This is a genomic window from Leisingera sp. SA215 (genome assembly GCF_055902035.1).
In genome coordinates this window covers 57571-83109 of the sequence record NZ_JBVVXU010000020.1, presented here as the reverse complement: position 1 = coordinate 83109, position 25539 = coordinate 57571, and the positions used below count along the sequence as shown (strand labels likewise).

Below are 25539 nucleotides of genomic sequence, written 5' to 3'. Positions count from 1 at the left end.
CCGTTCCAAACCGGGTTTGGCTTGCTGACATTACTTACGTCGATACGGACGAAGGATGGCTCTACGCCGCCGCTATCAAAGACATGGCAACACGTGAAATCGTCGGCTGGGCAATGGACGATCATCTACGATCCGAACTGTGCTGTGATGCCTTGAACATGGCCCTGGGGCGCCGTGGACCGGTTCCAGGGCTCATTCATCATTCGGATCGCGGCGTGCAATACGCAGGAGAAGAATACCGCAAATTGCTCGGGGCGGCACGCATCACGCAATCCATGAGCCGTACGGGCGAATGCCTGGATAACGCTCCAATGGAAAGTTTCTTCGCATCACTGAAAAAGGAACTGGTTCATAGGGAGCGCTTCAAAACGCGCGTCCAGGCAAAGGCGGCGATCTTCGAATACATTGAGGTCTTCTACAATCGCCAGCGGCGTCATTCCGCAATCGGCTACCTAACCCCCGCGCAAGCCTACGAAACCATGACTTGGAAAAGCGCAGCATAGGGTCAATAATCAAACTGTCCGGATATCGGGACGAACTCCAGCATCCGTCGGCGGAGCAGTCGTTGAAGCCTGTCTGCGGAGCGGGTTTCAAACCGCCCCAGGGCCGCGGCCGGTAACGACCCTCAATGAGCGGGACGGAGCGGCCGGGCGTGGCGCCGCAATCCATCATAGCGTCCGGCGCCGGCCTTGGGCTCCTTGCGCAGCGTCAAGGCCTGCAGGGTTACTGCTTCAGGCGCCGTCAGCGTCAGGGACCCAATCAGCAATCCCGCTTCTGCAGCTGGAACGCTCTTCAAGATGCAGAGCGAAAGTGAGGCCCCCGATTGCAGAGAGATGGCCAAGCACTTCGCCAACTCCATTCCCTTGCCGCAGGTTAGTGAACACGGTGGGCAGCGACCCGCGCATCCGGGCGGCATCGCGCGCCATTACAGCAAGCGACGCACCGACATGGGGCGCCAGATCCGTCTTGTTGATGACCAGCAGGTCAGAGCGGGTAATCGCCGGCCCGCCCTTTCTCGGGATCTCCTCCCCCGCGGCGACATCGATCACGTACAGCGTCACATCGGCCAGTTCGGGGCTGAAGGTGGCAGACAGATTGTCGCCGCCGCTTTCGATCAGCACAATTTCCACATCCGGGTGGCGCCGCTCCATCTCGGCCACCGCAGCCAGGTTGATCGAGGCATCCTCGCGGATTGCAGTATGCGGACAGCCGCCGGTTTCGACCCCGATCACCCGGTCCTGCGGCAGCACCTGCATCCGCATCAGCGCCTCGGCGTCCTCCTGGGTGTAGATATCATTGGTGATCACCCCGATCGAGTGATGCGGCGACAGAAAACGGGCAAGCCGGGCGGTCAGCGTGGTCTTGCCCGCGCCGACAGGGCCGCCGATGCCGACCCGCAATGGACCATGGGGTGAGGTCATGACCGGAAGATCCTTGCATATTGTGTTTCATGAGCCATCGAGGCGATATCCGCAGCAAAACAGGCGCTGGAGAGGCCGGACAGGTCCGCCGTCAATGCGTTTTTCGCTGCATCTGACACCAGCGGGCCGAGGTTTTTCAGAATGCGCTGGCCTTCGATCTGGCCAACCGGCAGCAGCCGCTGGCCCGCCGCGATCAGGTTTGCGGCCAAGGCATGCGTGAACATTTCCAGCGTCAACGCCAGCGGCAGCCCTTGCATGCAGGCCGCGCGGCCGACAGCCACCGGATAGGTCAGACCGCGCAGGCTGCCGCCCCAGACCCCGGACGTGGCCCGGCAGAAGGCGGCGCCCTGCTCGACCGTTTCGGCCAGCCGCTCGCGCGAGGGGGCAAAGGCGCGGGCGGTGGCGTCCACCTCTGCCAGCACGGCCCCGTTTGCGGCGTGAAAGGCAGCGGCCAGCAGAATTGCGTCGGCACGGGCGCTGCCGAACAGCAGCAGATCACCCAGCCAGGCTTCCAGCCCCGCCCCGTCCGCCACCTCGTTGCGGGCAACTGCCGCTTCCAGCCCATGAGACCAAGCAAACGCGCCAACCGGATAGGCAGGGGACAGCCACTGCAGCAGCAGCACTGGCCCGGTTTCAATGCTCATGGCCGTGCTCCTGGCGATGATGAAGGGAATGGCCATGTTCGTGGGAATGGGTGCGCCCGTGGCCATAGGCGCCGCCTTCAGGGGTGAAGGGCTCTGTCACCTCTTCCACCGTGGCGCCCAGCTGCACCAGCATTGCGCGGATCACATGGTCCCGGCGGATCAGCAGCCGGCTATCCTCGATCTGGCAAGGGGTATGGCGGTTGCCGATATGCCAGGCCAGCCGCAGCAGCCACGCACCGGTGATCTGCAGCAGCGGCTCGGCAGCGGCGGCAACCGCAACTTCGCCGCCGTCCTCCAGAACCAGCACGCCGCCATGCTCCAGCGAAGTGGTCTGCGGAAGATCGACCAGCAGGCGGCCGCCGCTTTCGGTCTGCAGCACCTTGCGGCGCAGGAACCTGGCTTGGTAATCCAGCACCACCCGGTCCGCCGGGGCGGCGGCATGGGCATGGCTGTGATATGCCCGGGCAGTCAGCACAGGCGCGGTCATCCTTGCGCTCCTGTGCCGGCGGCCAGCGGCCTCAGATGTAGAACTTGTCCGAGAAGATATGGCGCACGATTCCGTCGCGCTTCAGGCCCCGTTCCGCCAGTTCCTCGTCGCTCATCGCGTTCAGCTGCCGCACGGCGCGCATGCGGGAATCTGCTTCCGCAATGGCGACCAAAGCATTGCCCGCGGCTGCAAAGCAGCGGCGCAGGATGGCCGTCACCTCCGGCCTGGCGGTGATGATGTGTGAAATTGCTGCCATTGGAGATCACTCCTTTTCCAGTGAACTCCTCCCTCTGAGACAAGGGGTATGCCGCGTCGGCAGCGAGGGCCAGTTTTTTCGCCGCCCGGCTGCGGCGAAGGTCTTGCTGTGCTGTGATTTTGCTCATGTTTTTCTCCCGGTGCTCAATTTCAGTACAGGAAATATCGCTGGGCCATCGGCAGCTCGGCGGCAGGCAGGCAATTCAGCAACTCGCCGTCCGCCCGCACCTCATAGGTTTCCGGGTGGACCTCCATCCGCGGGGTGGCGCTGTTGAGCTTGAGTGCGGATTTGCCGATGCCGCGGGTGTTTTTCACCGCCACGGTCTGCTTGGCCAGCCCGAGGCTGCCGCGGATGCCTGCAGCTTGTGCCGCCTCCGACACGAAGGTGACGGCAGTATGTTCCACCGAGCGGCCGTAGGCGCCCCACATCGGCCGGGAATAAACCGGCTGCGGCGTCGGGATCGAGGCATTGGGGTCACCCATCTGGGCGCAGACGATGGTGCCGCCCATCAGAACCATTTCCGGCTTGGCGCCAAAAAACGCCGGGTTCCACAGCACCAGATCGGCACGCTTGCCCGCCTCGACGGAACCAAGCTCATGGCTGATCCCATGCGCGATCGCCGGGTTGATGGTGTATTTCGCCACATACCGGCGGGCGCGGAAGTTATCGTTCCCGCCGCTCTCCTCCGCCAGGCGACCGCGCTGCTTCTTCATCTTGTCGGCGGTCTGCCAGGTGCGGATGATCACCTCGCCGACCCGGCCCATGGCCTGGCTGTCAGAGGCGATGATCGAGAACGCCCCCATGTCATGAAGGATGTCCTCCGCTGCGATGGTCTCGCGCCGGATGCGGCTTTCGGCGAAGGCGACGTCCTCGGGAATCGACTTGTCCAGGTGGTGGCAAACCATCAGCATGTCGAGGTGTTCTTCAACCGTGTTGACGGTAAAGGGCCGCGTCGGATTGGTGGAGGACGGCAGCACATGCTCCTCGCCGCAGATCCGGATGATGTCCGGGGCATGGCCGCCGCCGGCGCCTTCGGTGTGGAATGCGTGGATGGTGCGGCCCTTGATGGCCTGCACGGTGTGTTCGACAAAGCCGGATTCATTGAGCGTGTCGGTATGAATCATCACCTGCACATCCATCGCATCGGCAACGCCGAGGCAGCAGTCGATGGCGGCGGGGGTGGTGCCCCAGTCCTCGTGCAGCTTCAGCGCACAGGCGCCGGCATGCACTTGTTCCTCCAGTGCCGCCGGAAGCGAGGCATTGCCCTTGCCCGCAAAGGCGAGGTTCATCGGAAAGGCATCCGCGGCCTGCAGCATCCGCCCGATGTGCCAGGGGCCGGGTGTGCAGGTCGTTGCCAGCGTGCCATGCGCCGGGCCGGTGCCGCCGCCAAGCATGGTGGTGATGCCCGAATGCAGCGCGTCCTCGATCTGCTGCGGGCAGATGTAATGGATGTGGCTGTCAAAACCGCCTGCGGTCAGGATGCGCCCCTCGCCCGCGATCACCTCGGTGCCGGGGCCGGTGATGATAGAGACGTCCGGCTGGGTGTCCGGGTTGCCCGCCTTGCCGATAGCGGCAATGCGCCCGTCCCTGAGACCCACGTCGGCCTTGTAGATACCGGTCCAGTCCAAGATCAGAGCGTTGGTGATGACCGTGTCCACGGCCCCCTCGGCGCGGGTTGCCTGTGCCTGGCCCATGCCGTCGCGGATCACCTTGCCGCCGCCGAATTTGACCTCCTCGCCGTAGGTGGTGAGGTCGCGCTCCACCTCGATGATCAGATCGGTGTCCGCCAGCCGCAGCCGGTCACCTGTGGTGGGGCCGTACATGGCCGCATAATCGCTGCGCGGGATCTGTACCGGCATGTCAGAGCGCTCCCATGACTTTCTGGTTGAATCCGAACACCCGGCGCTTGCCGAGGATCGGGATCAGCTGCACCTCGCGCCGCTGCCCCGGCTCGAACCGCACGGCGGTGCCTGCAGCAATGTCGAGCCGCCGGCCGCGGGCCGCCTCCCGGTCGAAATCCAGCGCCGGGTTGGCCTCGGCAAAATGGTAATGGCTGGCCACCTGGACCGGCCGGTCGCCGGTGTTGGCAACCATCAGGGTAATGGCTTCGGCGCCCGCATTCAGCGTCAGGCTGCCTTCTGCAGGGAACAGCGCTCCTGGAATCATTGCCGCCTCCAGGCCGGAACGGCGCCTGCGGCAAGCGCCGCCAGCACTGCAAAGCCAAGCCAGAGCCCGGCGGCCCCATGCGGATGGACGTGTGCCCCGCCATGAGCCAGAGCGGGACCCGCCGCAAGGGCAGTAACTGCGACGGTAAAGGGTAAAAGCTGCATTGTGATTCTCCTGTCTCAGGTGGTCCGGGGCGGCCGGGACCGGGCGGGGTCTCAGCGGATGGGCTGGTGAACGGTCACCAGCTTGGTGCCATCGGGAAAGGTGGCCTCGACCTGCACTTCGCGGATCATTTCCGGCACCCCTTCCATGCATTGGCCGCGGCCGACCACATGGGCGCCGGCCTCCATCATCTCTGCCACCGAACGGCCGTCGCGGGCGCCCTCGGCCACCGCATCGGCAATCAGCGCGATCGCCTCCGGGTGGTTCAGCTTGACGCCGCGGGCCAGCCGCTTGCGGGCAACTTCGGCGGCCATGGCGATCAGCAGCTTGTCCTTTTCGCGAGGGGTCAGATTCATCGGCTCATCCTTCTTCAAAGCATCCATGTGCGCGGCAGCCCCGCGGGCAGCAGCCGCTCCAGCACCGGAACAAGGCATTGGCGCAGGGCAAAACCGTCCCGGGCAAGCAGGCGGAGCACCAGAAGATCCGGCCCAAGCAAGGAGGCGCCTGCGGTCTGCGGCAGCATCCGGCGCAGCGGAGCAAGCTGCACTTCGGCCTCCGGCGCCACCAGCACAAGAGAGGCCATGGCGCCGGCGCCGCCCGCAACTGCGCGCCGCTGCAGCATTGCGGCGGCATCTCCGGCAAGGGCCGTGGCATCAAGGTAGATAGGACTGCCGCCGCGCCGGATTTCGATCCGGTCGCGGACTGCCGCATGCGTCAGCGTTTCACCCATTGCGGCGCGGCCGAAGATAAACGGCTCAACCAGCAGAAACTGCGCGCCAGGTTCCAGCTCGGCAATCAGGCGGCGGTGCAGGGCGCAGCCGTTGAACAGAATGGTCTCCTGCGGCAGCCAGTTCAGCCTGGCGCCGGCCTTGGCGCAGAGCCGGGTTTCGACCCGGGCGGTCTGGCCCGGCAGCGCCCTGTAGATGCGTTCCGCTGCCTGGGTGGTAACCGTCAAGCCGGCATCCGCGAGGGCGGTGGCTGAAAGCCGGAAATCATCTCCGCCGGTGATGCCGCCAGCAGTATTGACCGCAATCGCCTCGACATCCGGACGGCCCTTCGGAAACAGCAGTTTCAGAGCTCCGAGCTGATGCAGTGTTTTCAGCCTCGAACACCCGTCCGGCACATGCACGGTAACTTCTGCCCTGGCAATCGCGCGGGGCAGATCCGGGCATTTTCTTATGGCTGACTGCGCGGTGATGCTCGCCTCCCGGGAAATTTGCAGTTTCATTGGGATGGCAGATCCGGGAATTTGCCAGTGTCCGGCCGGGATCCGCAGCTGCGGCGGGCAGGCCTGCCTGAAAATTGGCTGGCCGCATCAAGATGTGCCTGCCATTTGGGCGGTAATGAGACTGCGCTGACTGGCTTGCTGCAGCAGCACCATGGAACACCAATTTTGCACGGATGCAGGGCAAATCGACGTGCACAGTGTTTCTGGCGCCAGATGCCCGGCGAACCGGGGCACACGCCCGGGGGCTGCGCAAAACGCCAGTCCTTCCTGAACCAGGTCAGCCGATGTGAATTCGGCTTTGAACAAGTGACCTGGCCGGGCAAACCACCGCCCGGCCACGCCCTGTTGGACTTCTTTTTCGGCTGCACAGGATGGAAGGAAGTATCCGGCGCAGCCTGTGTGTGGCCCTGCTATGCCGCGCTGCGGCGCCCGCCGTGAAGGTTTTTTGTGCCGCGAGCAAAGGAATCTGCCCGTTCGCCGAAGTTTAAACAGTTTTCCGGTTCATGTGCCGAACAATTGGGCGCTGCAGCTATGCTTTGCTGCAGCACTTGGCCTGCCAGCGGTCCGCAACGCGATTCAGTGCCCCCCGCAGAGCCGGACGCCGGCGCCTGGTCTGCCCGCCATTGCCCAGGGACCTGTCCAGGGATGGCAGCACGGCCGGTTAAACAATCAGCGCCGACTGAAGTTCTACAGGTCATCAGCAGCCTCCCGTGCCAGCTGCCTGATGTTTGTCCGGGGAATGCCGAGATCGGTAAGGCTGCGGTCAGACAGCGCCGAAAGTTCGAAAACGGTTTGCTCATAGCTCTTGCGGCGGCCCAGTATTTTTCTGATACCGCCGCTTTCTTGCCTGAAATGCGTGAGAACGCTGAAAAAATCGCCGCCGTGCCCATTAAACGCGTTGTGTCCTGCCATGGCTATTCCTCACCCCTTGCTGCAGTGCAGAATTAATGCTGCACTGCCAAAGTAACCCGCCCTGCAGGCGCTAACAATTTTGCAAATGCGCAAAAGGGCTATAATGGATTGGAACAGGGAGTTCGTGTCAGATGGACATTTCCTCCCAAATGCTGCTCTTCGTGAAAGTCGTGGAGCAAGGGAGCATTTCTGCAGCATCCCGCGAAATTGGCCAGTCGCCGTCAGCAGTCAGCAGGCAGGTGGCGCAGCTGGAGGATCAGGTGCGCTATCGCCTGCTCAACCGCACCCGAAGCGGTGTCTCTCCGACACCTGAAGGCCGCGAGCTTTATTTGAAGTGCAAAGCGCTGGCCGTAAAATTTGCAGAGGCGGAGGACTATATCCAAAGCCTTGACGGTCTGCCTCGCGGCAAGTTGAGCATTGTTTCGAGTGTCACGTTCGGTAAGTCTCAGCTGATACCCGTGTTGCCGAAGTTTCTGGCTGATAACCCGGACATTCAGGTATCACTGGAGGTGACTGACCGCGATATTGATTTCGTCGCCGAAGGCTTTGATGTCGCCATATGCCTGGCCGAACAGCGTAGGCAGCCTGACATCGTTGTCCGCACCCTGATGCAAAGCCGGCGCATTCTCTGCGCCGCACCTGCATATCTGGAACGCGCAGGACATCCGGAAAACTTTGAAGACCTGGCGCAGCATAACTGTCTCGGGATCGCCGGGAACAAAGAACGAAATGAATGGATCAGAGGGGAAGGCGTCAGCGGCAGAGGCGTTGAGGCGGTCGGTAACTTCGAAGGCAACAGCACCGACGTGGTCTATCGTGCCACGCTGGCTGGGCTCGGGATCGCACGGCTGCCCTGTTATCTTGTCACAGCGAAATTAAGTTCCGGAGAGCTGATCCGGGTGTTGCCGGAGTATTCTCAGAGGAACGCAGAAATCGCAGTCCTGTTTGCCGACCGGCGCAACCTCGCACCGAAAATTCGTGCATTTATCGATTTCCTCACGGGTCAGTTTCGAAATGGTGCCGGAGCCGCCTCTGATGCTGTGAGCGCCCGCCACGACAGCATCGATGTGCCGATAAGCAGCCTTAACTGACTGGTTCAGGTTGATTTTTCGTGCTTCATTGGCCTGTGGTTTCCATCTGGATGATGATTTCAGGGGACGGCAGCCAGCTTGATGGTATCCTAGGGCGCAAAGCGCAGAAAGCGGCGGTTGGGCCGTCATCGCGCGACGTCAGTATTTCCTGCGTATTCGGCATTGATCCTCGAAAAACCGACGCAGCTTTCCCAAACCTCCGCATTCCCTTCGGCCATGCAGCGGATAGGTCTGGGCGGTGCGGCAGGCCGTCGTAATGCGAGCGCGCGCAGCAAGGTTTTGGCGCTTCGTTCAAGGGCTCAAAGCCGCCAATCGCCTCTCTCCCCAAAAAAACGGCCCGCCAATTGGCGGGCCGTTCTCGTTCCTCAATGCCGTCCGGATCAGCCGGAGATCAGACCCATGCTTTCCAGCTTCAGCAGAACCTGGTGGGCGCAGTTGTCGACGTCGACGTTTTCAGTCTCAACCGACAGTTCGGGGTTCTGCGGCACGTCGTAGGGGTCGGAAATGCCGGTGAACTCCTTGATCTTGCCTTCGCGGGCCAGCTTGTACAGGCCCTTGCGGTCGCGGCGTTCGCATTCCTCGATCGTGGTGGCAACATGCACTTCGACAAAGGCGCCGAAGGCTTCGACGTCCTCGCGCACCGCACGGCGGGTGGTGGCATAAGGCGCGATCGGGGCGCAGATCGCGATGCCGCCGTTCTTGGTGATCTCGGAGGCCACATAGCCGATGCGGCGGATGTTGAGGTCGCGGTGCTCTTTCGAGAAGCCCAGCTCGCTCGACAGGTTTTTCCGCACGATGTCGCCATCCAGCAGGGTGACCGGGCGGCCGCCCATTTCCATCAGCTTGACCATCAGCGCGTTGGCAATGGTGGATTTGCCGGAGCCGGAGAAGCCGGTGAAGAACACGGTGAAACCCTGCTTGGAGCGCGGCGGCTTGGTGCGGCGCAGTTCCTTGACCACCTCGGGGAAAGAGAACCATTCCGGGATTTCCAGGCCTTCGGACAGGCGGCGGCGCAGCTCGGTGCCGGAGATGTTGAGGATGGTGACGTTGTCGCGGTCGGCGATCTCGTCGTTGGGCTCGTACTGGGCGCGCTCCTGCACATAGACCATATGCTTGAAGTCGACCATTTCGCAGCCGATTTCGGACTGGTTGGCACGGAACAGCTCCTGCGCGTCATAGGGGCCGTAGAAGTCTTCGCCTGCCGAGTTTTTGCCGGGGCCGGCGTGGTCGCGGCCGACGATGAAATGAGTGCAGCCGTGGTTGGCGCGGATCAGGCCGTGCCAGACAGCTTCGCGCGGGCCGGCCATGCGCATCGCCAGGTTCAGCAGCGACATCGAGGTGGTGGCGGCCGGGTATTTGTCCAGCACCGCCTCGTAGCAGCGCACCCGGGTGAAGTGGTCGACGTCGCCGGGTTTGGTCATGCCGACAACCGGGTGGATCAGCAGGTTGGCCTGGGCCTCCTTGGCGGCGCGGAAGGTCAGTTCCTGGTGGGCGCGGTGCAGCGGGTTGCGGGTCTGGAATGCAACCACTTTGCGCCAGCCCAGCTTGCGGAAATAGGCGCGCAGCTCGTTCGGGGTGTCGCGGCGGCCGCGGAAGTCATAATGCACGGGCTGCTGAATGCCGGTGACCGGACCGCCGAGGTAGATCTTGCCGGCCTGGTTGTGCAGGTAGTTGACGGCCGGGTGCGCGTCGTCGTCGGCACCGAACACCTTTTCCGCCTCAACCGATTTGTTCGGCTCCCAGCGGTCGGTGACGGTCATGGTGCCCAGGATCACGCCTTCCTGGTCGCGCAGGGCGATGTCCTGGCCGATTTCGATGCTGCCGGCAAAGTCTTCGGACACATCCAGGGTGACCGGCATCGGCCACAGGGAGCCGTCGGCCAGGCGCATGTTCTCGACGACACCATTATAGTCGTCTTCCGACAGGAAGCCTTTCAGCGGGTTGAAGCCGCCATTCATCAGCAGTTCCAGGTCGCAGATCTGGCGCGGGGACAGATCCCAGCTGGTCAGGCCGGCTGCTTCGACCTTCAGTTTCTGCGCGCTTTCGTAGGAAACATAGAGCTCTGGGATGGGAGCCAGGTTGCTTTGCATGGGATGAGTCCTGTGCTTTAGAGGGGGCAGGCCGCTTGCCGCGCCTGTGAGTTCCGCGTGCAGCGCGTTGTATTCTGCGAGCTTGCGGGCGAGGAATTTATCGGTGAGACGCACTTTTTCCGCCGCTCCCCGGGTGGTCAGGGAATAGGCGAACCGCTGGCGTTTATCAGGGCCGGGGCGGTTGCTGATGGTGATCAGGCCGGTTTCCGCGGCGCTGCGCAGTTGCGTGTTCAGCCCGCCCAGCGAAATCCCCAGCGCCGCAGCCGTGGCCCGCTGCGATGCATCCGGCGCCGCATCAAGCTGGCGCAGGAGCCGGAAGAGCAGGTCTTCCTCGTCAGGGGTGGATATGGTCACGGTTTCAGGCACGGCTCAACGGATCAAAGTGTGTTCACGCGTGAACGCATTGCATGGTTCCGCCGCAAAGCAAAGCGCAATTTCCTTAGGACCGGCGATTTTCTGCTGCGTTGCCGTGCTGCAACGGGGCAGGCCGGGCGGCAGATTGTCCGCCCTCTGGCTGCGGGCGCGGACAGCCGGCGGCGGCCGGGCTGCGGCGGCCGAACAGGCGTTCTGCACAGCCGCGGGGCGGCTTAACGCTGTTCCGCGGCCAGGGTCCGCGGCAGCGCGGCCGCATAGGCGACAGGCAGGGCCCGCAGCGGTCCGGCAACGCCGCGCAGCTGGAAGGTTTGCAGCGCCAGATGGCCGGATTCGTATCCGGCGGCGTCCAGCACCCGGGCCGAGATCAGCAGTTCAACGCCCAGGTCCTTGGTCTTGGCCTCAAGCCGGCTGGCGGTGTTGACGCTGCCGCCGATGATGGTGCGCGGGGCATGGCCGGCGCTGCCGATCTCACCCAGGACCAGCTCGCCCAGATGGATGCCGATGCCGATGCGGATCTCCGGTTCGCCGTCCGCCGCCAGCCGGGCGTTGAAATCCTGCAGCGCCTGGCCGATGGCGGTTGCCGCGTCCAGCGCCGCCTGGGCCGAGCGGGCGGGGGAGCGGGCCTCGAACAAGGCCAGCAGGCCGTCGCCAAGGTATTTGTCCACGGTGCCGCCGGCGCCGGTGACAGCGGGCACGATGGCGTCAAAGAAGCGGTTCAGCAGGAACACCACGTCATAGGGCAGCTGGCCGGCGGTGCGGGCGGTAAAGCCGCGCATGTCGAGGAACAGGACGGCCAGCTGCTGCTCGCTGCCCTGGCTGGCATGGGCGCGGCCGGGGCGGCCATCGGGGCGGAACATGCGGGTGACGGTCAGCGGTGCCTGTGGGCGGATCTGGCAGGCCAGCCGCATGCTGGCGGGGGCCTTGACCCGTTTCAGGCTGCGGGCTTCGGGCGGGGCGGGCGGCGGCAGGTGTTCGCCGCCTATGTCGACCACCACCCGGCAGGTGGTGCAGCGCCCCTTGCCGCCGCAGAGCGAGGTGTGCTGGACCCCGTGGGCCTGGGACATCTCCAGCAGGGTCATGCCGCGTTCGGCGCGGATTTCAGGGCCGAAGGCATAGCGGATCCGCACGGCCCGGCGGCGGCGCAGCAGCCGGGCCAGCAGATGCGCCGCCGCGGTCAGCCCCAGGAGGATGAGGAAAGCGGCGAACCATCCGCTGTCGGCCCGGTGCAGTTCGGCAAATTCCTCGCGGCCGGGCCATTTGAACCCGGCCATCAATTCGGCGCGCCGGCTGCCTTCGACGAACAGATCATAGATCCGGCGGCCTTCGGTCAGCAGACCGGCCAGGGCAAAGCCGGGGATGAAGGCCGCCAGCCCCGCCATCCAGGGGATCAGAGGCCGCCACCAGCGGGTCAGCCGCAGCCAGTAGTGCAGGCCGATGCAGCCGTGGATCCACACCGCCAGCAGCAGCGCGCTTTGCTGCCAGACCTCGGGAGAGGCCCACATCAGCACGATCTGATAGGGGTATTCGTCGTTGACGCCGTAGATTTCGTGCGCATAGCGGGTGAACACCAGATGGCTGAGCAGCTGCAGCGGGATCAGCAGGCCAAGCAGGGTTTGCACCGCCTCGCCAAAGCGCATCCGCAAGCTGCGGCGGCGGGCCAGGTTCCACAATGCGAGGCCGGCGTGCAGGATCAGCGAGGCATAGAGGACCAGGCTGCCAAGAAGGCTGCGGGTGATCAGCTGGCGGATGTCCTGGAAGTGATCCATCCATCCGGGCGACAATAGCCCCAGGCCGATGTTTATGAAATGGAAGAAGACATAGGTCAGCAGCACCAGCCCGGTGATGATCCGGGTGCGGCTGATCCAATTGCCCTGCCAGAGCGCGCTTGCCACCCTGGTCCTCCTGTTGCGCGGTTTCCGGGGTGCAGACTGGGGCGGGCGGGCGCGGCGGTCAAGCCAGCCCGGCGTTCACCCCAGGGGAAGGTCTGCCAGCAGGCGGCTTTCCTTTTGTTTCAAAACCCTGCGGGCGGCGGGGAAGGCGCTGCCGCCGGGGTGCGCGAGATCGGGGAACAGCGTCAGGATCTCCTGCCGGGCGGCGGCGCTGCCGCTGTCCAGAAGCTGCCCGCCGGGCTGGAAGCTTTCGCTCCAGAGGCCGTTGGAGAGCACCGCCTGGTGGCGCTCGAACAGCAGATGCACATAGGCGGTCCGGGCCACCGGCTGCCGGTCAACGCCGGGATGCGCCTGCAGATGGGCGGCGGCGGCGAACACCTCCGGCTCCGCGAACAGCATCTGGCAGGCGGCGCCTTTCAGCAGCAGCCGGTGCTGCGGCGAGACCCAAAGATCCCGGGCCGGCTGGCCGGGGCCAAAGGCATCGGCGGCAACCCGCACCGGCTGCAGATGCGGGCAGGCCTGCAACCAGTCAGGCCCGATCCGGCGGATGCCGACCCAGAGGACCGGCTGAAAGCCGTTGTCGCGGGTCAGCACCCGGTCGCCGGGGCGCAGCCGTTCCACCGGGCGCAGCCCCTGATCGGTGCAGATCGCGGTGCCGGTCACGAAACAGGGCACAAAACTGTCGTATTCGGAGCTGCCGGTATTGCTGCCGGAGGTTTTCTTGTACCGCGCACCGTCTTTCAGCGGGGTGTCGGTGGCAAAGCCCCAGACATCCTGGGTGACGCCGTTCTGGGAAAACACGGTGATGGTGATGACCGGGCCGAACGGATTGCCGCCGGCGTCAAGCTCTTGCACGTAGTGGTGCGATTCGGCCTCGACCGGGGTGCCGCTGGCGACCATGGAGCCGCCATCGACGATGGTATGGCCGCCTGACTGGTCATCCTCCATCCTGTCAGCGTCGCCTGCGGTGTCGTCCACGGTGATCCGCTCGGCAGCGTAGCTGGAATCATAAGTGAAAACCGTGCCGGCCGGGGTGTCCGAATTGTTGATGATCGAACTGCCCGCAGTCATATGGGGGGAGCCGGCAGCGACGGTGAATGCGTCCGCATTGAATGCGTTTAAAGTTCGTATCGCCATTTAAGCCCCCCGGCAGAACAATCTGAAGTGCAGTCGTTTTCCCGATGGTTTTGCGGTGTTTTCTCTAACGCCGGGTTAAGGCGGAGCTGAAATCCGGATGAATGTTTTTCCGGCGCCCGTTTGGCGGTGTGCAGCCGCATGGCCGGCGCCGTTAAAGTCAGGTATTCCAGAGGCTTGACGGCGCCCTTGATGCCTGCGGCGGCCCGGCGCTATGACTCTGGCAGGCGGGTCCGATGGCTGCGCGGGGGCGGCTGTTCTGACGGTTGCCGGGCCAAGGGTAACAAAACCGGACCGGCAGGATTGAGCCCTGGAGGGGCTCAGCCCTCCAGCCCCCAGCCGTCCGGCGCGAATCCGTGGGCGAGGGCGGTGCGGGTGGCCACTTCCTCGCCGATCCAGATGCCGGTGGCGGAGATGATCTGCTCTGGCAGCGTGGCCGCCAGACAGGGGATGCCGTCCTCCGCCTGCTCGGCGCTCAGGTAGCTGCAGCTGTAGCCTTCGCGGCTCAGCGCTTCGGCAAGGGCGCGCCAGTCGGCGCCGTCGCGGGCGGGGACGAAGAAGTAATCCACGTCCGCCGCCTCCGGCAGGCCGTGTTCGGCCTGCAGATCGTTGAATGCCGCAACGGTTCCGGCCCGCTGGGTTTCGAAATCATGCGGCATCCGGGGTCAGTCCTGTTCGGCCAGGAAACGTTCGGCGTCCAGTGCTGCCATGCAGCCCATGCCGGCCGAGGTCACCGCCTGGCGGTATTTGTGGTCGGTGAGGTCGCCGGCCGCATAGATGCCGGGAATCGAGGTTTCGGTCGAGCCGGGTTTGACCTGGACATAGCCGCCGTTGTGCAGCTCCAGCACGTCCTTCACCAGCTCATTGGCGGGGGCATGGCCGATGGCGACAAAAACACCCTTGCAGGGGATTTCCTTCAGCTCGCCGGTCTGCACGTTCTTGACCACGACGCCCTCAACCCCCAGCGGGTTTTCGGTGCCCACGACCTCTTCGAGGGTGTGGAACCACAGGGTTTCGATCTTGTCGTTTTTCATCAGGCGGTCGATCAGGATCTTCTCGGCGCGCAACTCGTCGCGGCGGTGGATCAGGGTCACCTTGGAGGCGAAGTTGGTGAGGAACAGCGCCTCTTCCACGGCGGTGTTGCCGCCGCCGATCACCACGATTTCCTGGCCGCGGTAGAAGAAGCCGTCGCAGGTGGCGCAGGCGGAGACGCCGAAGCCCTTGAACTTCTCTTCCGACGGCAGGCCCAGCCATTTGGCGCGCGCGCCGGTCGCCAGAATCACCGCGTCGGCGGTGAAGGTGGTGCCGCTGTCGGCCTTGGCGGTAAACGGGCGGGCGGAGGTGTCGAGCGAGGTGATGTAGTCGCCGATCACCTCGCAGCCCATCGCCTCGGCGTGCTCCTGCATCTTGATCATCAGGTCGGGGCCCTGCACCTCGGTGAAGCCGGGATAGTTTTCAACCTCGGTGGTGGTGGTCAGCTGGCCGCCGGGTTCGATCCCCTGAACCAGGACCGGTTCCAGCATCGCACGGGCGGCATAGACCCCCGCGGTATAGCCTGCAGGCCCGGAGCCGATGATCAGAACCTTGGTGTGGCGCGTCTCGCTCATGTGTGTTCCCCACGTTATGCAGCCTGGCGGGCGTGCCGCCGTCAGGCAATGCATATAGCGGCAGGGTCCGCGGGCTTAAACCCCCAAGGCTTGGCATGCGGCAGGATGCAAATCCGCCGGGGCTGCGCGCAGCGCGGCCTGCGCCAGCGGAACGCAAAGAATATTGCGCAGCGATGAAACATTATTGCGCGGCCCGGCGGCAGTGTTATAAGAAACGCAAATTCCACAGGAGCTTTGAACATGGTCACAACCCGCCTTGATCCGATCGATCGCAAGATTTTGTCGGAGCTTCAAGCAGATGGGCGGATGACGAATGTGGAGCTGGCCAAGCGGGTCGGCATTTCGGCGCCGCCCTGTCTGCGCCGGGTGCGGGCGCTGGAGGAGGCCGGTTTGATCCACGGCTACCACGCCGATGTGAATTCCCGCGAGCTGGGATTCGAGGTGCAGGTCTTTGCGATGGTGGGGCTGGAAAGCCAGGCCGAGGTGGAGCTGAGCGCGTTCGAGGAAAAATGCCGCAGCTGGCCGCTGGTGCGCGAGTGCCACATGCTGAACGGCGAGGTGGATTTCATCCTGAAATGCGTCTCGCCGGATCTGAGCACATTCCAAAGTTTCCTGACCGGTGATCTGCTGACCACGCCGAATGTGGCCAGCGTCAAAACCTCGCTGGTGATCCGCGGCGCCAAGGATGAGCCGGGGGTGCCGTTCGAAGTGCTGGAAGAGCGGCTGGCGCGCGAGGCGTAAGCTGCAAGCAGCCAGCGGTCTGACAGGCAAAAGCCGGGCAGGGATATGCCCGGCTTTGCTGTGTCCGGTGCTGCCGCCGGCCGCCTGCCGGCTTACAGAACAGCGCCGCCAGGTTTTTTACCGGCGGCCCTGGGATAGGCCAGCGGGCCGAAATCCCGGATGCTGTCGGCATGGGCAAACATGTTCAGAAACAAGGTCTTGATCGCATAGCTTGCCAGTTTCAGCGCATCCGGCCCCGGGTGGTAGGTTTCAAACTCCAGCCCGCCGACGTTGATTGCGGCGTGGCGCGGCAGGCAGAGGTGGTACATGTCCACCGGCGCCGGCGGGGCGGTTTCAAAGATGCTCATGCCGTCCTGGAATTCCGCAACCGGGGTCAGCAGCGGGCTGCTGTCCGCGCGCTGCAGATGCGGCGGGGCGCGCAGCAGCCGGGCGGCGGGGCCGGCAACAAGGCTGGAGGCGGGTTTCTGCAAGCCAAGGCTGTCGGCCATGAAGCTGGTCAGCCGGTGGCTGCGGCCGCGGCTGCCGGGCTGCGCGGGCAGCAGGCTGGTGCGGCCGATCCAGATCAGCGGCTGGCTGCCGCCACCGCGGGTCAGGATGTCATCGCCGGGCAGCAGGTCCTCGACGGCAACCGGGCCGCTGGCGGTGTCCACCAGGGAGCCGCGGGAAAAGGCGCAAAACGCCTCTTCGAACAGCGGCAGGGCAGGCGCGATGTGGCGGGTTTCGGTAATTGCCCCGCTGGGCAGCAGGCTGCTGACCTCATAGCGCCGCAGCTGCGGCTTGGTTGCGCTGCGCTGGGCTGCCGGATCCTGCAGGAACGCGTTGGCTTCAATGGCATTTGCTGCAGCTGTCTGCAGCGAGTGGGCGATGGTCATAACAGCCACCTTTCCTTTCAAACTGCCCGTTTGCATCGGCCCCCACCGGCAACACAGACGTGCTTGAACGATATCTATGCGCACCAAATGGCGGCAATTAATTCAAATTGTCAAAAATTATGAAGCAAATTGGTTAACACCCGGCCGGGCCTGGCAGCGCTGCGGGTGGGTCCCGGCGGCAGGCCGGAACGGATGCAAGACGGTTCGGCTAAGGACGCGTCACGCGGCCGCCGGCCTCCGATCAGACCGGTTGGGTGCCCCGGCGGCGGCTGGCCGGGCTGGCGCGCTTGCGCCAGGGGAAGCCGCCGCCAGGGCACCCGTCCCCGGCGTTAACCCAGTTTCTGCTTCGCGGTCTGGCCGTCTCGGCGGCGCGCGGCTGCCCAAGGCAGGGTGACGGTCTCGCTTTTGGCGGAGCGGATGATGGAGGCAATGAAACGCTTGTTCATCTTCATGGTGGTCTGTCCTTCGCCCGGCAGCTGCCCCTTGTGCAAAGGGGGCTGCTGTTTGTGTTGTTCTGACCTGTTTATGGGTAACATTTGCGCCGCGAATATGGCCGGCTGAGGGCATTTTTACCCTGGTGCCGCAGCATCGCCCGGAAAGGGTATGCCCGGCGATGCTCAGGTTAAGTGGTTGTTTTGAATTGGGTAGTTATTATCGGAGGGCGGGGCGCCGCGGCGGAGGGCAGGGAATGCGGCGGAATTTGATGAAATTCGCCACAATTGCCCGGATTAACGGCCGGTTAAAGCCGGATGCAGGAGATCAGGCGGCCGTAGTCGGCCTCTTTCGCGTGGGTCGCGCGGCGGTAGGAGTAGAATTTCTCAGGCTCGGAATAGGTGCAGTAGCGGGTCCATTCCGCCGCCCCTGCTCCGGCCTGGCGCAGCTTGTGCAGGCCCAGGCCCGGCAGGTCGAACAGGTAGCGGCCGTCCTGGCCGTTGGCAAAGAAGCGGGCGTAGCCGTCGTCCTGCATCACGAAATCTTCAAAGAACTCCGGGCCGACCTCATAGGCGCGCTGCGAGATTGCGGGGCCGATCACCGCCGCCGTGTCCTCGCGCCGGGCGCCGAGCCCCTCCATCGCGTCGAGAGTTGCCTCCAGCACCCCGTCCAGCGTGCCGCGCCAGCCCGCATGGGCAGCGCCGATGACGCCGGCTTGGGGGTCGCAGAACAGCACCGGCTGGCAGTCAGCGGTCAGAATGGACAGCGCCAGCCCCGGCACATTGGTGACCATGGCATCGGCGCGGGGGCGTTCCTGCGAGGGGGCGGTGACAACCTGCACATCGGCGCTGTGGACCTGGTGCACGGCGATCAGATTCTCGGCGGGCACGTCCATGGCCGCGGCCGCGCGGGCGCGGTTGATCTGCACCGCCTCGCGCTGATCGGTGGAGCCGAGGCCGCAGTTCAGCCCGCGGTAGATGCCCGAGGAGGCGCCGCCGCGGCGGGTGAAAAAGCCGTGCCGCACCGGGCCAAGCAGATCGGACGTGAGAATTTCAAGCGTCATGGGTTCAATCCTGGCGGAGAGGCGGCCGTCGAGGGATAGAGGCCGAGTATTTTGAATAGGTTTCCCATTTCATCCGGGTGCGTCAACCGCCGATGTGCGGCGATCAGGCTTTCCAGCGGTTCCCCCTGCAGCGGTGCGGCCAGGGCACGGGCGCGGTCGGTGATGCCTAGACGCTCCAGAAACACCCCTTGGGGGGTGAGGCGGGTAAAGGCGCAACCATTTGATTTTGCGGCCATTGCCAGCGCCTCAAAGTCCACATGGGCGGTCAGGTCGGCCTCGCCGGGGGCTTGCAGCGGATCGGCAGGTTGATGCGCACGCAAAGCTTGCAAGGTATCGCCAAGCGCGCGCCAGTCGCCGTAGTCCGCGATCAGCGCGGCGCCGCCATGGGTTGCGATTCGGCTGGCGATGGCCTGGATGACGGGGGCGGCGGCGTCGCAGATCTCGACCAGATCGCCCTCCTGGGTGTCTTGCAGCCGGTGGTCCAAGGCGGGCTGCGGCGCCGCCGGGCTGAGACCGAAGGCGAGGGTGCCGCCGGTGAGGCCGATGCGTTTTTCGCTCCACTGATCGCCGCTGCGGATGAATTGGCGGACCGGCAGGGCGTCGAAAAACTCGTTTGCCACCAGCAGCAGCGGCTGATCGGGCAGGGCCTCTGCCGTGTCCAGCCATTCAGGGGCGTATGCGTGCAGCGTCCCGGCTTGGGTGCGGCGCAGTTTCGGAGAGGCCTCGATCAGGCACAGCTGCATCGCCGCGTGGAAGCCGGGCACGCCGCGGGTGGCGCGCAACAGATCCGCCATCAGGGTGCCGCGGCCCGGTCCCAGTTCGGCCAGGGTGAAAGGGGCGGGGGCGCCCTGGTCAAGCCAGCATTGGGCCAGGGCCAGGCCGATCAGCTCGCCATACATCTGGCTGATTTCCGGCGCGGTGGTGAAATCGCCCTGGGCGCCCAGCGGATCGCGGGTGGTGTAATAGCCGAACTGCGGGTGCAGCAGGCACTCGCGCATGTAATCCGCTACGGAGACCGGGCCGTCCGCCCGGATGCGGGCCGTCAGATGGTGCAGCAGGCTCATGCCGGGCGCCGGGCGGTATGGCGGGCGCGGAGCAGGAAATAGAGGCCGATGGCGATCATCGGCAACGACAGCGCCTGACCCTGGGTGAGGCCGAAGCCGTCCATATGCCAGGCCAGCCCCAGCGGGTTGCCGGGGGTGACGAACTGCGCGTCCGGCTGGCGGAAAAACTCGACGATGAACCGGGCCAGCCCGTAGCCCGCCAGGAACACGCCCAGCAGGCGGCCGGGGGTGTGGAAGGCGCTGCGGCGCCAGGCCAGATACAGGAGCAGGGCGCCGAGGATCAGCCCCTCCATCAATGCTTCATACAGCTGCGAGGGGTGGCGGGCGCAGAGGTCCCCGAGCGCCTGGCCGCAGTCCTGTGCGGCAGGGCCGGGGAAGGCGACGCCCCAGGGCAGGTCTGTGGGGCGGCCCCAAAGCTCGGCATTGATGAAATTCGCCAGCCGCCCCAGCAGCAGCCCCGGCGCCACGGTATGGGCGACCAGATCGGCAATCTGCAGTTTCGGGATGCGGTGGCGCGCGGCATAGATCAGCGTCGCCAGAACCACCCCGATCAACCCGCCGTGAAAGGCCATGCCGCCCTGCCAGATCTTCAGGATCTCGGCCGGGTGGGCCAGATAATAGGCGGGCTGGTAAAACAGCACAAAGCCCAGGCGCCCGCCCAGAATCACGCCGAGGATAATCCAGGTCAGCAGATCCTCGACCTGTTCGGGCTTCATCGGCGGCTGCTGCGCGGGCCACAGCGCGGGGCGGCGCAGCGCCGCCGCCGCCAGCCGCCAGGCAATGATGATGCCGGCGATATAGGCCAGCGCATACCAGCGCAGCGCAAATTCGAACGTGCCGAGGGAGATCGAGAAAATCTCGGGCGAGAGGTCGGGGAAGTGGATCATGGCCTGCATGGGCGTCTGAATGCCTCTGGTCTTTGGGGGAAGTCAACGGCTTGCAGCCGCGCGCCCGCTTCCCCATATAGGAGTCAGCCCCGAGACGGAGAAGAACATGCAGACCCGCAACAAGATCCTGGACGATATTTCCCAGCTGATGACCAATGCGATGGGCGTGGCCCAGGGCGCCAAGGACGAGGCGGACACCGCGCTGAAAAGCATGATCGACCGCTGGCTGGCCGACCGTGATTTCGTCACCCGCGAGGAGTTCGACGCGGTGCGCGCGATGGCGCAGAAGGCGCGCGAGGAGAATGAGGCGCTGAAAGCGCGGCTGGACGCGCTGGAGGCGGCGCAGAAGTAACCGGGCCGCCGCGCCTGCTGACAGAGCCTGCTGCGGCGTGATGCTGCGGCGGGCTTTTTTGCGCCTTGGCGGCGCTTTGCATGGCTGCCTTGCAGAACAGGGGATGGAAACACGTCGCTTTCCGCCCGCCTGGTCGAAAACCGCACAGCGCTGATCCCGCCATTCTGTACATGCTGCCGCTGCTGCAACAGAAGGATGGTGGCATGGTGTCTGTCTATTCAGTGCCCAGTGGGTTCAGCGCGCTGGAATGCGCGGAGATTTCCAGGAAAGTGAAAGCCGAACCGGACAGCGAGGCGCGGCTGGTGGGCCAGACCCGCGATCACAACCTGCGCCGCGCCAGCGTGGTGTGGCTGGATGATGTGCCAGGGACCGGCTGGGTGATGGAGCGGCTGATCTCGCTGGTGCGGCGGGCCAACCGGGAGCTGTTCAATTTCGATCTGCGCGAGTTTGCCGAAAGCCCCCAGGCCGCCGGCTACAAGGCCGAGGACGGCGGCCATTTCGCCTGGCATTCGGACATCGGCGACGGGCCGGTGGCGGGCAAGCGCAAGCTGACCCTGATGGTGCAGCTGAGCAAGCCCGGCGCCTATGACGGCGGCGATCTGGAGGTGATGCCCGGTGCCCATGTGGTGGCCGCCAGCCGGGCGCAGGGCAGCGTCACGGTGTTTCCCAGCTTTCTGCTGCATCAGGTCACCCCGGTAACCCGCGGCACGCGCCAGTCGCTGACCGTCTGGGCGCACGGGCCGGCGTTCCGGTAGCTTCCGGCGGCGCCGCGGCCGGACGGCGGCGGCGGTCCGGCCCCCTGTGCCACCGGTCCGGCGGCGCGGCGCAATATCTGGGGCCGGCGGCCGGTTCGGGCTTTACCAGCCGGGCAGAGTGGGGCAGGGTCACACAGCCGGCATCTAGGGGGCTGTGGATAGTTCATCCACAAGTTATTGCAGATATCCCCAAAATAAAGGTTGCCAGATCCTCAATTCAGCCCCACCATATCTTGTATGGGAGCGGGGTTACGCCCCCGGCCCGTAGCAAAATAATCTAGCTATAGGGGTCTCTGTGCCCGGTAGGCTAGGCAACGAGAGAGGTGGCGACATGGCACTATCCGAGCTTCACTTGGAAGAAGACATCCACCCCATCGATATCGTCGAGCATTTGGCGTCGCATCATGATTGGGACTTTGACCGGGTTGGCGATGATCAGATCGCCATGTCGGTGGAAGGGCAGTGGCGCACCTATTCGCTGACGCTGGCCTGGTCGGGCTATGAGGAATGCCTGCGGCTGGTCTGCAGCTTTGAGATGGAGCCGCCGGAGGCGGAGCTGCCGCGGCTGTATGAGCTGATCAACAGCATGAACGACCAGTGCTGGGAGGGCTCCTTTACCTATTGGGCGGATCACAAGCTGATGCTGTTCCGCTATGGTCTGATGCTGTCCGGCGGCCAGATGGCCAGCCCGCAGCAGATCGATGCGATGCTGAAGGCCGCGGTGGCCAATGCCGAGCGCTACTACCCGGCGATCCAGCTGGCGGTCTGGGGCAAGCGCAGCACCCAGGACGCAATGCAGGTCGCCATTGCAGAGGCCTACGGGCGGGCGTAAACCTTGCCCTGAACCTGACAATTTAGGGGAGGGGCTTAAGATGGATATGCAAGAGATTTCCGCGCGCGGACTGGTGCTGCTGGGCTGCGGCAAGATGGGATCGGCGATGCTGGCCGGCTGGCTGGAGGGCGGATTGCCCGCCGCCTCGGTCTGGGTGATTGATCCGCATCCGTCGGACTGGCTGCAGGGCACAGGCGTCCATATCAACACAGACCTGCCCGCGGCGCCGGGCATCGTGCTGATCGCGGTGAAGCCGCAGATGATGGGCGCCGCATTGCCCGCGCTGCAGAGCTACGGCAACGGATCGACCCTGTTCATCTCGGTTGCGGCGGGCACCTCGATCGCCACCTTTGAGGATGTTCTGGGCGCGCAGTCGCCGATCGTGCGGGCGATGCCGAACACCCCCGCTGCCGTCGGGCGCGGGATTACCGCGATGATCGGCAATAGCCGCACCAGCGGCGCCGATCTGGACCGTGCCGAGGGGCTGTTGCAGGCCGTCGGGCAGACCGTGCGGCTGGACAACGAGGACCAGATGGATGCCGTCACCGGCGTCAGCGGTTCCGGCCCCGCCTATGTGTTCCATCTGATCGAGACGCTGGCCACTGCCGGCCAGGCGCAGGGCCTGCCGGCGGAACTGGCAATGAAGCTTGCCAAGGCAACTGTTGCCGGTGCCGGTGCGCTGGCAGAAGCAGCGGACGAAAGCCCCAGCCAGCTGCGCATCAATGTGACCAGTCCCAACGGCACCACGCAAGCCGCGCTTGAGGTGCTGATGGACGACGACGATGGTTTTCCGGTGCTTTTGAACCGGGCTGTGGCGGCGGCAACCAACCGCTCCAAGGAGCTGTCGCGTGGCTGAGATCAATTTTGACGACTTTATGAAAGTCGACATCCGGGTCGGCGAAATTGTGCGCGCGGAGCCCTATCCCGAGGCGCGCAAGCCGGCAATCAAGCTCTGGGTCGATTTTGGCGCTGAAATCGGCGTAAAAAAGAGCTCAGCGCAGATTACGGCGCATTACATGCCGGAAACGCTGGTGGGCAAGCAGGTTCTGGCCGTCGTAAACTTCCCGCCGCGGCAGATCGGCAAGTTCATGTCAGAGATCCTGGTGCTGGGCCTGCCGGATGAGGATGGAGAAATATTCCTGGCCGGGCCTGATGGACAGGTCCCGCTGGGCGGGAGGATGCACTGAGATGAAGATCTGGATTGCGCGGCCGATGACGGCAGCGGTTACGGCACGGGCGCGGGAGGCGTTTGCCGACCTGGAAATCCGTGAGACCAACGCGGTGATGAGCGAGGCGGAGATGCTGCGCGCGCTCAACGAGTTCGACATTGTGGTGCCGACGCTGGGCGACAAGTTTTCAGCCGAGATCTTTGCCAAGGCGGGCACACCGCGCTGCAAGCTCTTGGCCAACTTCGGGGTCGGCTACAACCATATCGACGTGGAGGCCGCGCGGGCGGCAGGCGTCGAAGTGACCAACACGCCGGGCGCGGTGACCGATGCCACTGCCGATATCGCGATGACGCTGATCCTGATGTCGGCACGCCGCGCCTCGGAAGGCGAGCGGATGCTGCGCAAAGGCGACTGGGCGGGCTGGCACCCGACCCAGATGCTGGGGCTGCACGCCACCGGCAAGCGGGTCGGTATTGCCGGCATGGGCCGGATCGGCCAGGCGATTGCGCGGCGCTGCCACTATGGCTTTGGCATGGATGTGTCTTATGTGGCGCGGTCGCCCAAGGATCTGGATTTCCCGGCGGACCGGGCCGACAGCCTGATTGATCTGGCCGGGCAGGTGGATTTCCTGGTGGTGGCGGTGCCGGGCGGCGCCGAGACCACGCATCTGATCAACGCCGAGGTGCTGGGCGCGATGCAGTCCCATGCGCATCTGATCAACATCGCCCGCGGTGAAGTGGTGGAAGAGGCGGCGCTGATCGAGGCGCTGCAGACCCGCCGGATCGGCGGTGCGGGGCTGGATGTTTATGAGTTCGAGCCCAAGGTGCCGCAGGCGCTGATCGATCTGGATAACGCCACCCTGCTGCCGCATCTGGGCACCGCCACCGAGGAGGTGCGCAGCGATATGGGCCATATGGCGCTGGACAATGTCGCAGCCTATCTGGCCGGAGAGGCGCTGCCCAACCGGGTCTGAGCCGCATCCAGGTCTGAGCCCGGCCGGGGGCTCAGACGTCCTTGGGCTTGTCGTTCCGGTCGTCCCAGGCCGGATCGTCCCGCTTGATCTTGCGGGTCAGAAAGGCGCCTGCCGGCCAGGCGGCCAGGGCGGCGATTGCAACGCAGACGGCGATGGACTGCCAAGAGTAGTAGCCAAGGGTGAACGCGGCGATGATCAGCGTGCCTGCGATGCAGGCGCCTGCCAGGCTGGCCATGTGAAAGCGCAGCTTGCCTGCCAGCGGGTCCCGAACGGTCATGACGGCCTCCTTTGGAAGTTGTGCCAAAGAGCATAGCACATTTTCCGGCGGCCGCTTATTCCGCCGCTTTGCCGGTCCGGAGATCGCCTGCCGCCTCGCGCCAGTGGCGGCGGCAGAGCGAGACATAGGTCTCATTGCCGCCGATCTGCACCTGGTCGCCCTCGGTCAGCACCCGGCCCTGATCGTCCTGGCGGACCACCATGGTGGCCTTTTTGCCGCAATGGCAGATGGTGCGCACCTCGCGCATTTCATCCGCCAGCGCCAGCAGGGTGGCGGAACCGGGGAACAGATTGCCCTGGAAATCCACCCGCAGCCCGTAGGCCAGCACCGGCACCCGCAGGTCATCGACAACGCGGGCCAGCTGCCAGACCTGATCGGGCGACAGGAACTGCGCCTCGTCGACAAAGATCGCCGCCACCGGGCCGCGGCGCAGCCGTTGTTCGATGCGGGCATAAAGGTCGTCGCCCGCGGCAAACATGTCCGCCGCTTCGCCGATGCCGATCCGCGAAGCGATTCTGCCCTCGCCGGCGCGGTCATCCAGCCGGGCGGTCAGCAGGTAGGTGTCCATGCGGTTTTCGCGGTAGTTATGCGACGCCTGCAACAGAACCGTCGATTTGCCCGCGTTCATGGTGGAGTAGTTGAAATAGAGCTTGGCCATGG

30 protein-coding genes are annotated in these 25539 nt (G+C 64.8%); 9 read left to right on the top strand and 21 right to left on the bottom strand.

Going from position 1 to position 25539, the window contains the following annotated elements:
- A partial coding sequence (locus AC0KW6_RS17830) for an IS3 family transposase (RefSeq protein WP_474035266.1) occupies positions 1 to 503 on the top strand: 503 nt, incomplete at its 5' end.
- Positions 504 to 731: 228 nt separating this feature from the next.
- Here the strand turns inward: AC0KW6_RS17830 and ureG are convergent.
- The 9 genes from ureG to AC0KW6_RS17785 form a co-directional block, all read right to left on the bottom strand.
- Positions 732 to 1421 carry an urease accessory protein UreG gene (gene ureG, locus AC0KW6_RS17825; protein WP_474035563.1) on the bottom strand — a complete coding sequence of 230 codons (690 nt, stop codon included), beginning with the start codon at positions 1419 to 1421 and terminating at the stop codon, positions 732 to 734.
- Positions 1418 to 2065, bottom strand: coding sequence for an urease accessory protein UreF (locus AC0KW6_RS17820; RefSeq protein ID WP_474035562.1), 648 nt, complete (start codon positions 2063 to 2065; stop codon positions 1418 to 1420). Before AC0KW6_RS17820 ends, ureG begins: the two co-directional genes overlap by 4 nt.
- Positions 2055 to 2552, bottom strand: coding sequence for an urease accessory protein UreE (ureE, locus tag AC0KW6_RS17815; RefSeq protein ID WP_323778972.1), 498 nt, complete (start codon positions 2550 to 2552; stop codon positions 2055 to 2057). Before ureE ends, AC0KW6_RS17820 begins: the two co-directional genes overlap by 11 nt.
- Before the next feature lie 31 nt (positions 2553 to 2583).
- Positions 2584 to 2808 carry a DUF1127 domain-containing protein gene (locus AC0KW6_RS17810; RefSeq protein ID WP_323778970.1) on the bottom strand — a complete coding sequence of 75 codons (225 nt, stop codon included), beginning with the start codon at positions 2806 to 2808 and terminating at the stop codon, positions 2584 to 2586.
- A 149-nt stretch (positions 2809 to 2957) separates the two neighbouring features.
- Positions 2958 to 4667, bottom strand: a complete 1710-nt coding sequence (gene ureC / locus AC0KW6_RS17805) for an urease subunit alpha (RefSeq protein WP_474035561.1) — start codon at positions 4665 to 4667, stop codon at positions 2958 to 2960.
- Between the two features lies 1 nt (position 4668).
- Positions 4669 to 4974, bottom strand: coding sequence for an urease subunit beta (locus AC0KW6_RS17800; RefSeq protein WP_323778966.1), 306 nt, complete (start codon positions 4972 to 4974; stop codon positions 4669 to 4671).
- Between the two features lie 215 nt (positions 4975 to 5189).
- Positions 5190 to 5492 (bottom strand): urease subunit gamma, encoded by a 303-nt coding sequence (locus AC0KW6_RS17795; RefSeq protein WP_474035560.1) that lies wholly within the window; start codon positions 5490 to 5492, stop codon positions 5190 to 5192.
- Between the two features lie 14 nt (positions 5493 to 5506).
- Positions 5507 to 6364: an urease accessory protein UreD gene (locus tag AC0KW6_RS17790; protein WP_474035559.1), complete on the bottom strand. Its 858-nt coding sequence runs from the start codon at positions 6362 to 6364 to the stop codon at positions 5507 to 5509.
- 687 nt (positions 6365 to 7051) lie between these two features.
- Positions 7052 to 7276, bottom strand: a complete 225-nt coding sequence (locus AC0KW6_RS17785) for a DUF1127 domain-containing protein (protein WP_474035558.1) — start codon at positions 7274 to 7276, stop codon at positions 7052 to 7054.
- A 131-nt stretch (positions 7277 to 7407) separates the two neighbouring features.
- Here AC0KW6_RS17785 and AC0KW6_RS17780 point away from each other — a divergent pair, with 131 nt between their 5' ends.
- Positions 7408 to 8367 carry a LysR family transcriptional regulator gene (locus AC0KW6_RS17780; protein WP_474035557.1) on the top strand — a complete coding sequence of 320 codons (960 nt, stop codon included), beginning with the start codon at positions 7408 to 7410 and terminating at the stop codon, positions 8365 to 8367.
- Positions 8368 to 8747: 380 nt separating this feature from the next.
- Here AC0KW6_RS17780 and AC0KW6_RS17775 read toward each other — a convergent pair whose 3' ends face one another.
- The 5 genes from AC0KW6_RS17775 to trxB form a co-directional block, all read right to left on the bottom strand.
- On the bottom strand, positions 8748 to 10811 hold the full coding sequence (locus AC0KW6_RS17775) for a bifunctional sulfate adenylyltransferase/adenylylsulfate kinase (protein ID WP_416361510.1): 2064 nt from the start codon (positions 10809 to 10811) through the stop codon (positions 8748 to 8750).
- 233 nt (positions 10812 to 11044) lie between these two features.
- A complete protein-coding gene (locus tag AC0KW6_RS17770; RefSeq protein ID WP_474035556.1) occupies positions 11045 to 12724 on the bottom strand; it encodes an adenylate/guanylate cyclase domain-containing protein in 1680 nt (559 codons plus the stop codon).
- Between the two features lie 75 nt (positions 12725 to 12799).
- Positions 12800 to 13858, bottom strand: coding sequence for a Hint domain-containing protein (locus tag AC0KW6_RS17765; RefSeq protein ID WP_474035555.1), 1059 nt, complete (start codon positions 13856 to 13858; stop codon positions 12800 to 12802).
- Positions 13859 to 14175: 317 nt separating this feature from the next.
- Entirely contained in the window at positions 14176 to 14514 is a 339-nt protein-coding gene (locus AC0KW6_RS17760; RefSeq protein ID WP_323778201.1) for a ribonuclease E inhibitor RraB, read from the bottom strand.
- 6 nt (positions 14515 to 14520) lie between these two features.
- Complete coding sequence (trxB, locus tag AC0KW6_RS17755) at positions 14521 to 15462, bottom strand: thioredoxin-disulfide reductase (protein WP_323778203.1); 942 nt, start codon at positions 15460 to 15462, stop codon at positions 14521 to 14523.
- A gap of 240 nt (positions 15463 to 15702) precedes the next feature.
- Here trxB and AC0KW6_RS17750 point away from each other — a divergent pair, with 240 nt between their 5' ends.
- Positions 15703 to 16203, top strand: a complete 501-nt coding sequence (locus AC0KW6_RS17750) for an Lrp/AsnC family transcriptional regulator (protein WP_027258143.1) — start codon at positions 15703 to 15705, stop codon at positions 16201 to 16203.
- Positions 16204 to 16295: 92 nt separating this feature from the next.
- Here AC0KW6_RS17750 and AC0KW6_RS17745 read toward each other — a convergent pair whose 3' ends face one another.
- The 5 genes from AC0KW6_RS17745 to lgt form a co-directional block, all read right to left on the bottom strand.
- Positions 16296 to 17075, bottom strand: a complete 780-nt coding sequence (locus AC0KW6_RS17745) for a Hint domain-containing protein (protein ID WP_323778206.1) — start codon at positions 17073 to 17075, stop codon at positions 16296 to 16298.
- A gap of 329 nt (positions 17076 to 17404) precedes the next feature.
- On the bottom strand, positions 17405 to 17527 hold the full coding sequence (locus tag AC0KW6_RS17740; protein ID WP_024089293.1) for a hypothetical protein: 123 nt from the start codon (positions 17525 to 17527) through the stop codon (positions 17405 to 17407).
- 287 nt (positions 17528 to 17814) lie between these two features.
- Positions 17815 to 18570: a peptidoglycan editing factor PgeF gene (pgeF, locus tag AC0KW6_RS17735; RefSeq protein WP_474035554.1), complete on the bottom strand. Its 756-nt coding sequence runs from the start codon at positions 18568 to 18570 to the stop codon at positions 17815 to 17817.
- Complete coding sequence (locus AC0KW6_RS17730; protein WP_474035553.1) at positions 18567 to 19634, bottom strand: class I SAM-dependent methyltransferase; 1068 nt, start codon at positions 19632 to 19634, stop codon at positions 18567 to 18569. Before AC0KW6_RS17730 ends, pgeF begins: the two co-directional genes overlap by 4 nt.
- Positions 19631 to 20530 (bottom strand): prolipoprotein diacylglyceryl transferase, encoded by a 900-nt coding sequence (gene lgt, locus AC0KW6_RS17725; RefSeq protein WP_323778212.1) that lies wholly within the window; start codon positions 20528 to 20530, stop codon positions 19631 to 19633. Before lgt ends, AC0KW6_RS17730 begins: the two co-directional genes overlap by 4 nt.
- Before the next feature lie 97 nt (positions 20531 to 20627).
- Between lgt and AC0KW6_RS17720 the strand changes: the two genes are divergently transcribed.
- The 6 genes from AC0KW6_RS17720 (at position 20628) to AC0KW6_RS17695 (ending at position 24602) form a co-directional block, all read left to right on the top strand.
- Positions 20628 to 20873 carry an accessory factor UbiK family protein gene (locus AC0KW6_RS17720; protein ID WP_019296037.1) on the top strand — a complete coding sequence of 82 codons (246 nt, stop codon included), beginning with the start codon at positions 20628 to 20630 and terminating at the stop codon, positions 20871 to 20873.
- A 203-nt stretch (positions 20874 to 21076) separates the two neighbouring features.
- Complete coding sequence (locus AC0KW6_RS17715) at positions 21077 to 21628, top strand: 2OG-Fe(II) oxygenase (RefSeq protein ID WP_323778215.1); 552 nt, start codon at positions 21077 to 21079, stop codon at positions 21626 to 21628.
- Between the two features lie 331 nt (positions 21629 to 21959).
- On the top strand, positions 21960 to 22460 hold the full coding sequence (locus AC0KW6_RS17710) for a type III secretion system chaperone family protein (RefSeq protein WP_129370222.1): 501 nt from the start codon (positions 21960 to 21962) through the stop codon (positions 22458 to 22460).
- A 40-nt stretch (positions 22461 to 22500) separates the two neighbouring features.
- Positions 22501 to 23316 carry a pyrroline-5-carboxylate reductase gene (gene proC / locus AC0KW6_RS17705; RefSeq protein WP_474035552.1) on the top strand — a complete coding sequence of 272 codons (816 nt, stop codon included), beginning with the start codon at positions 22501 to 22503 and terminating at the stop codon, positions 23314 to 23316.
- The gene (locus AC0KW6_RS17700; protein ID WP_323778219.1) at positions 23309 to 23647 is read left to right on the top strand and encodes a tRNA-binding protein; all 339 of its coding nucleotides are present in this window, start codon (positions 23309 to 23311) and stop codon (positions 23645 to 23647) included. The genes proC and AC0KW6_RS17700 overlap by 8 nt, the downstream gene beginning before the upstream one ends.
- Before the next feature lies 1 nt (position 23648).
- Complete coding sequence (locus AC0KW6_RS17695) at positions 23649 to 24602, top strand: 2-hydroxyacid dehydrogenase (protein WP_474035551.1); 954 nt, start codon at positions 23649 to 23651, stop codon at positions 24600 to 24602.
- Positions 24603 to 24633: 31 nt separating this feature from the next.
- On the opposite strand, the gene AC0KW6_RS17690 is transcribed toward AC0KW6_RS17695, so the two are convergent.
- Together AC0KW6_RS17690 and AC0KW6_RS17685 are read right to left on the bottom strand one after the other, a co-directional pair.
- A complete protein-coding gene (locus tag AC0KW6_RS17690) occupies positions 24634 to 24879 on the bottom strand; it encodes a hypothetical protein (RefSeq protein WP_323778223.1) in 246 nt (81 codons plus the stop codon).
- Between the two features lie 55 nt (positions 24880 to 24934).
- Positions 24935 to 25537, bottom strand: a complete 603-nt coding sequence (locus AC0KW6_RS17685; RefSeq protein ID WP_323778225.1) for a thymidine kinase — start codon at positions 25535 to 25537, stop codon at positions 24935 to 24937.
- Positions 25538 to 25539 lie beyond the last annotated feature (2 nt).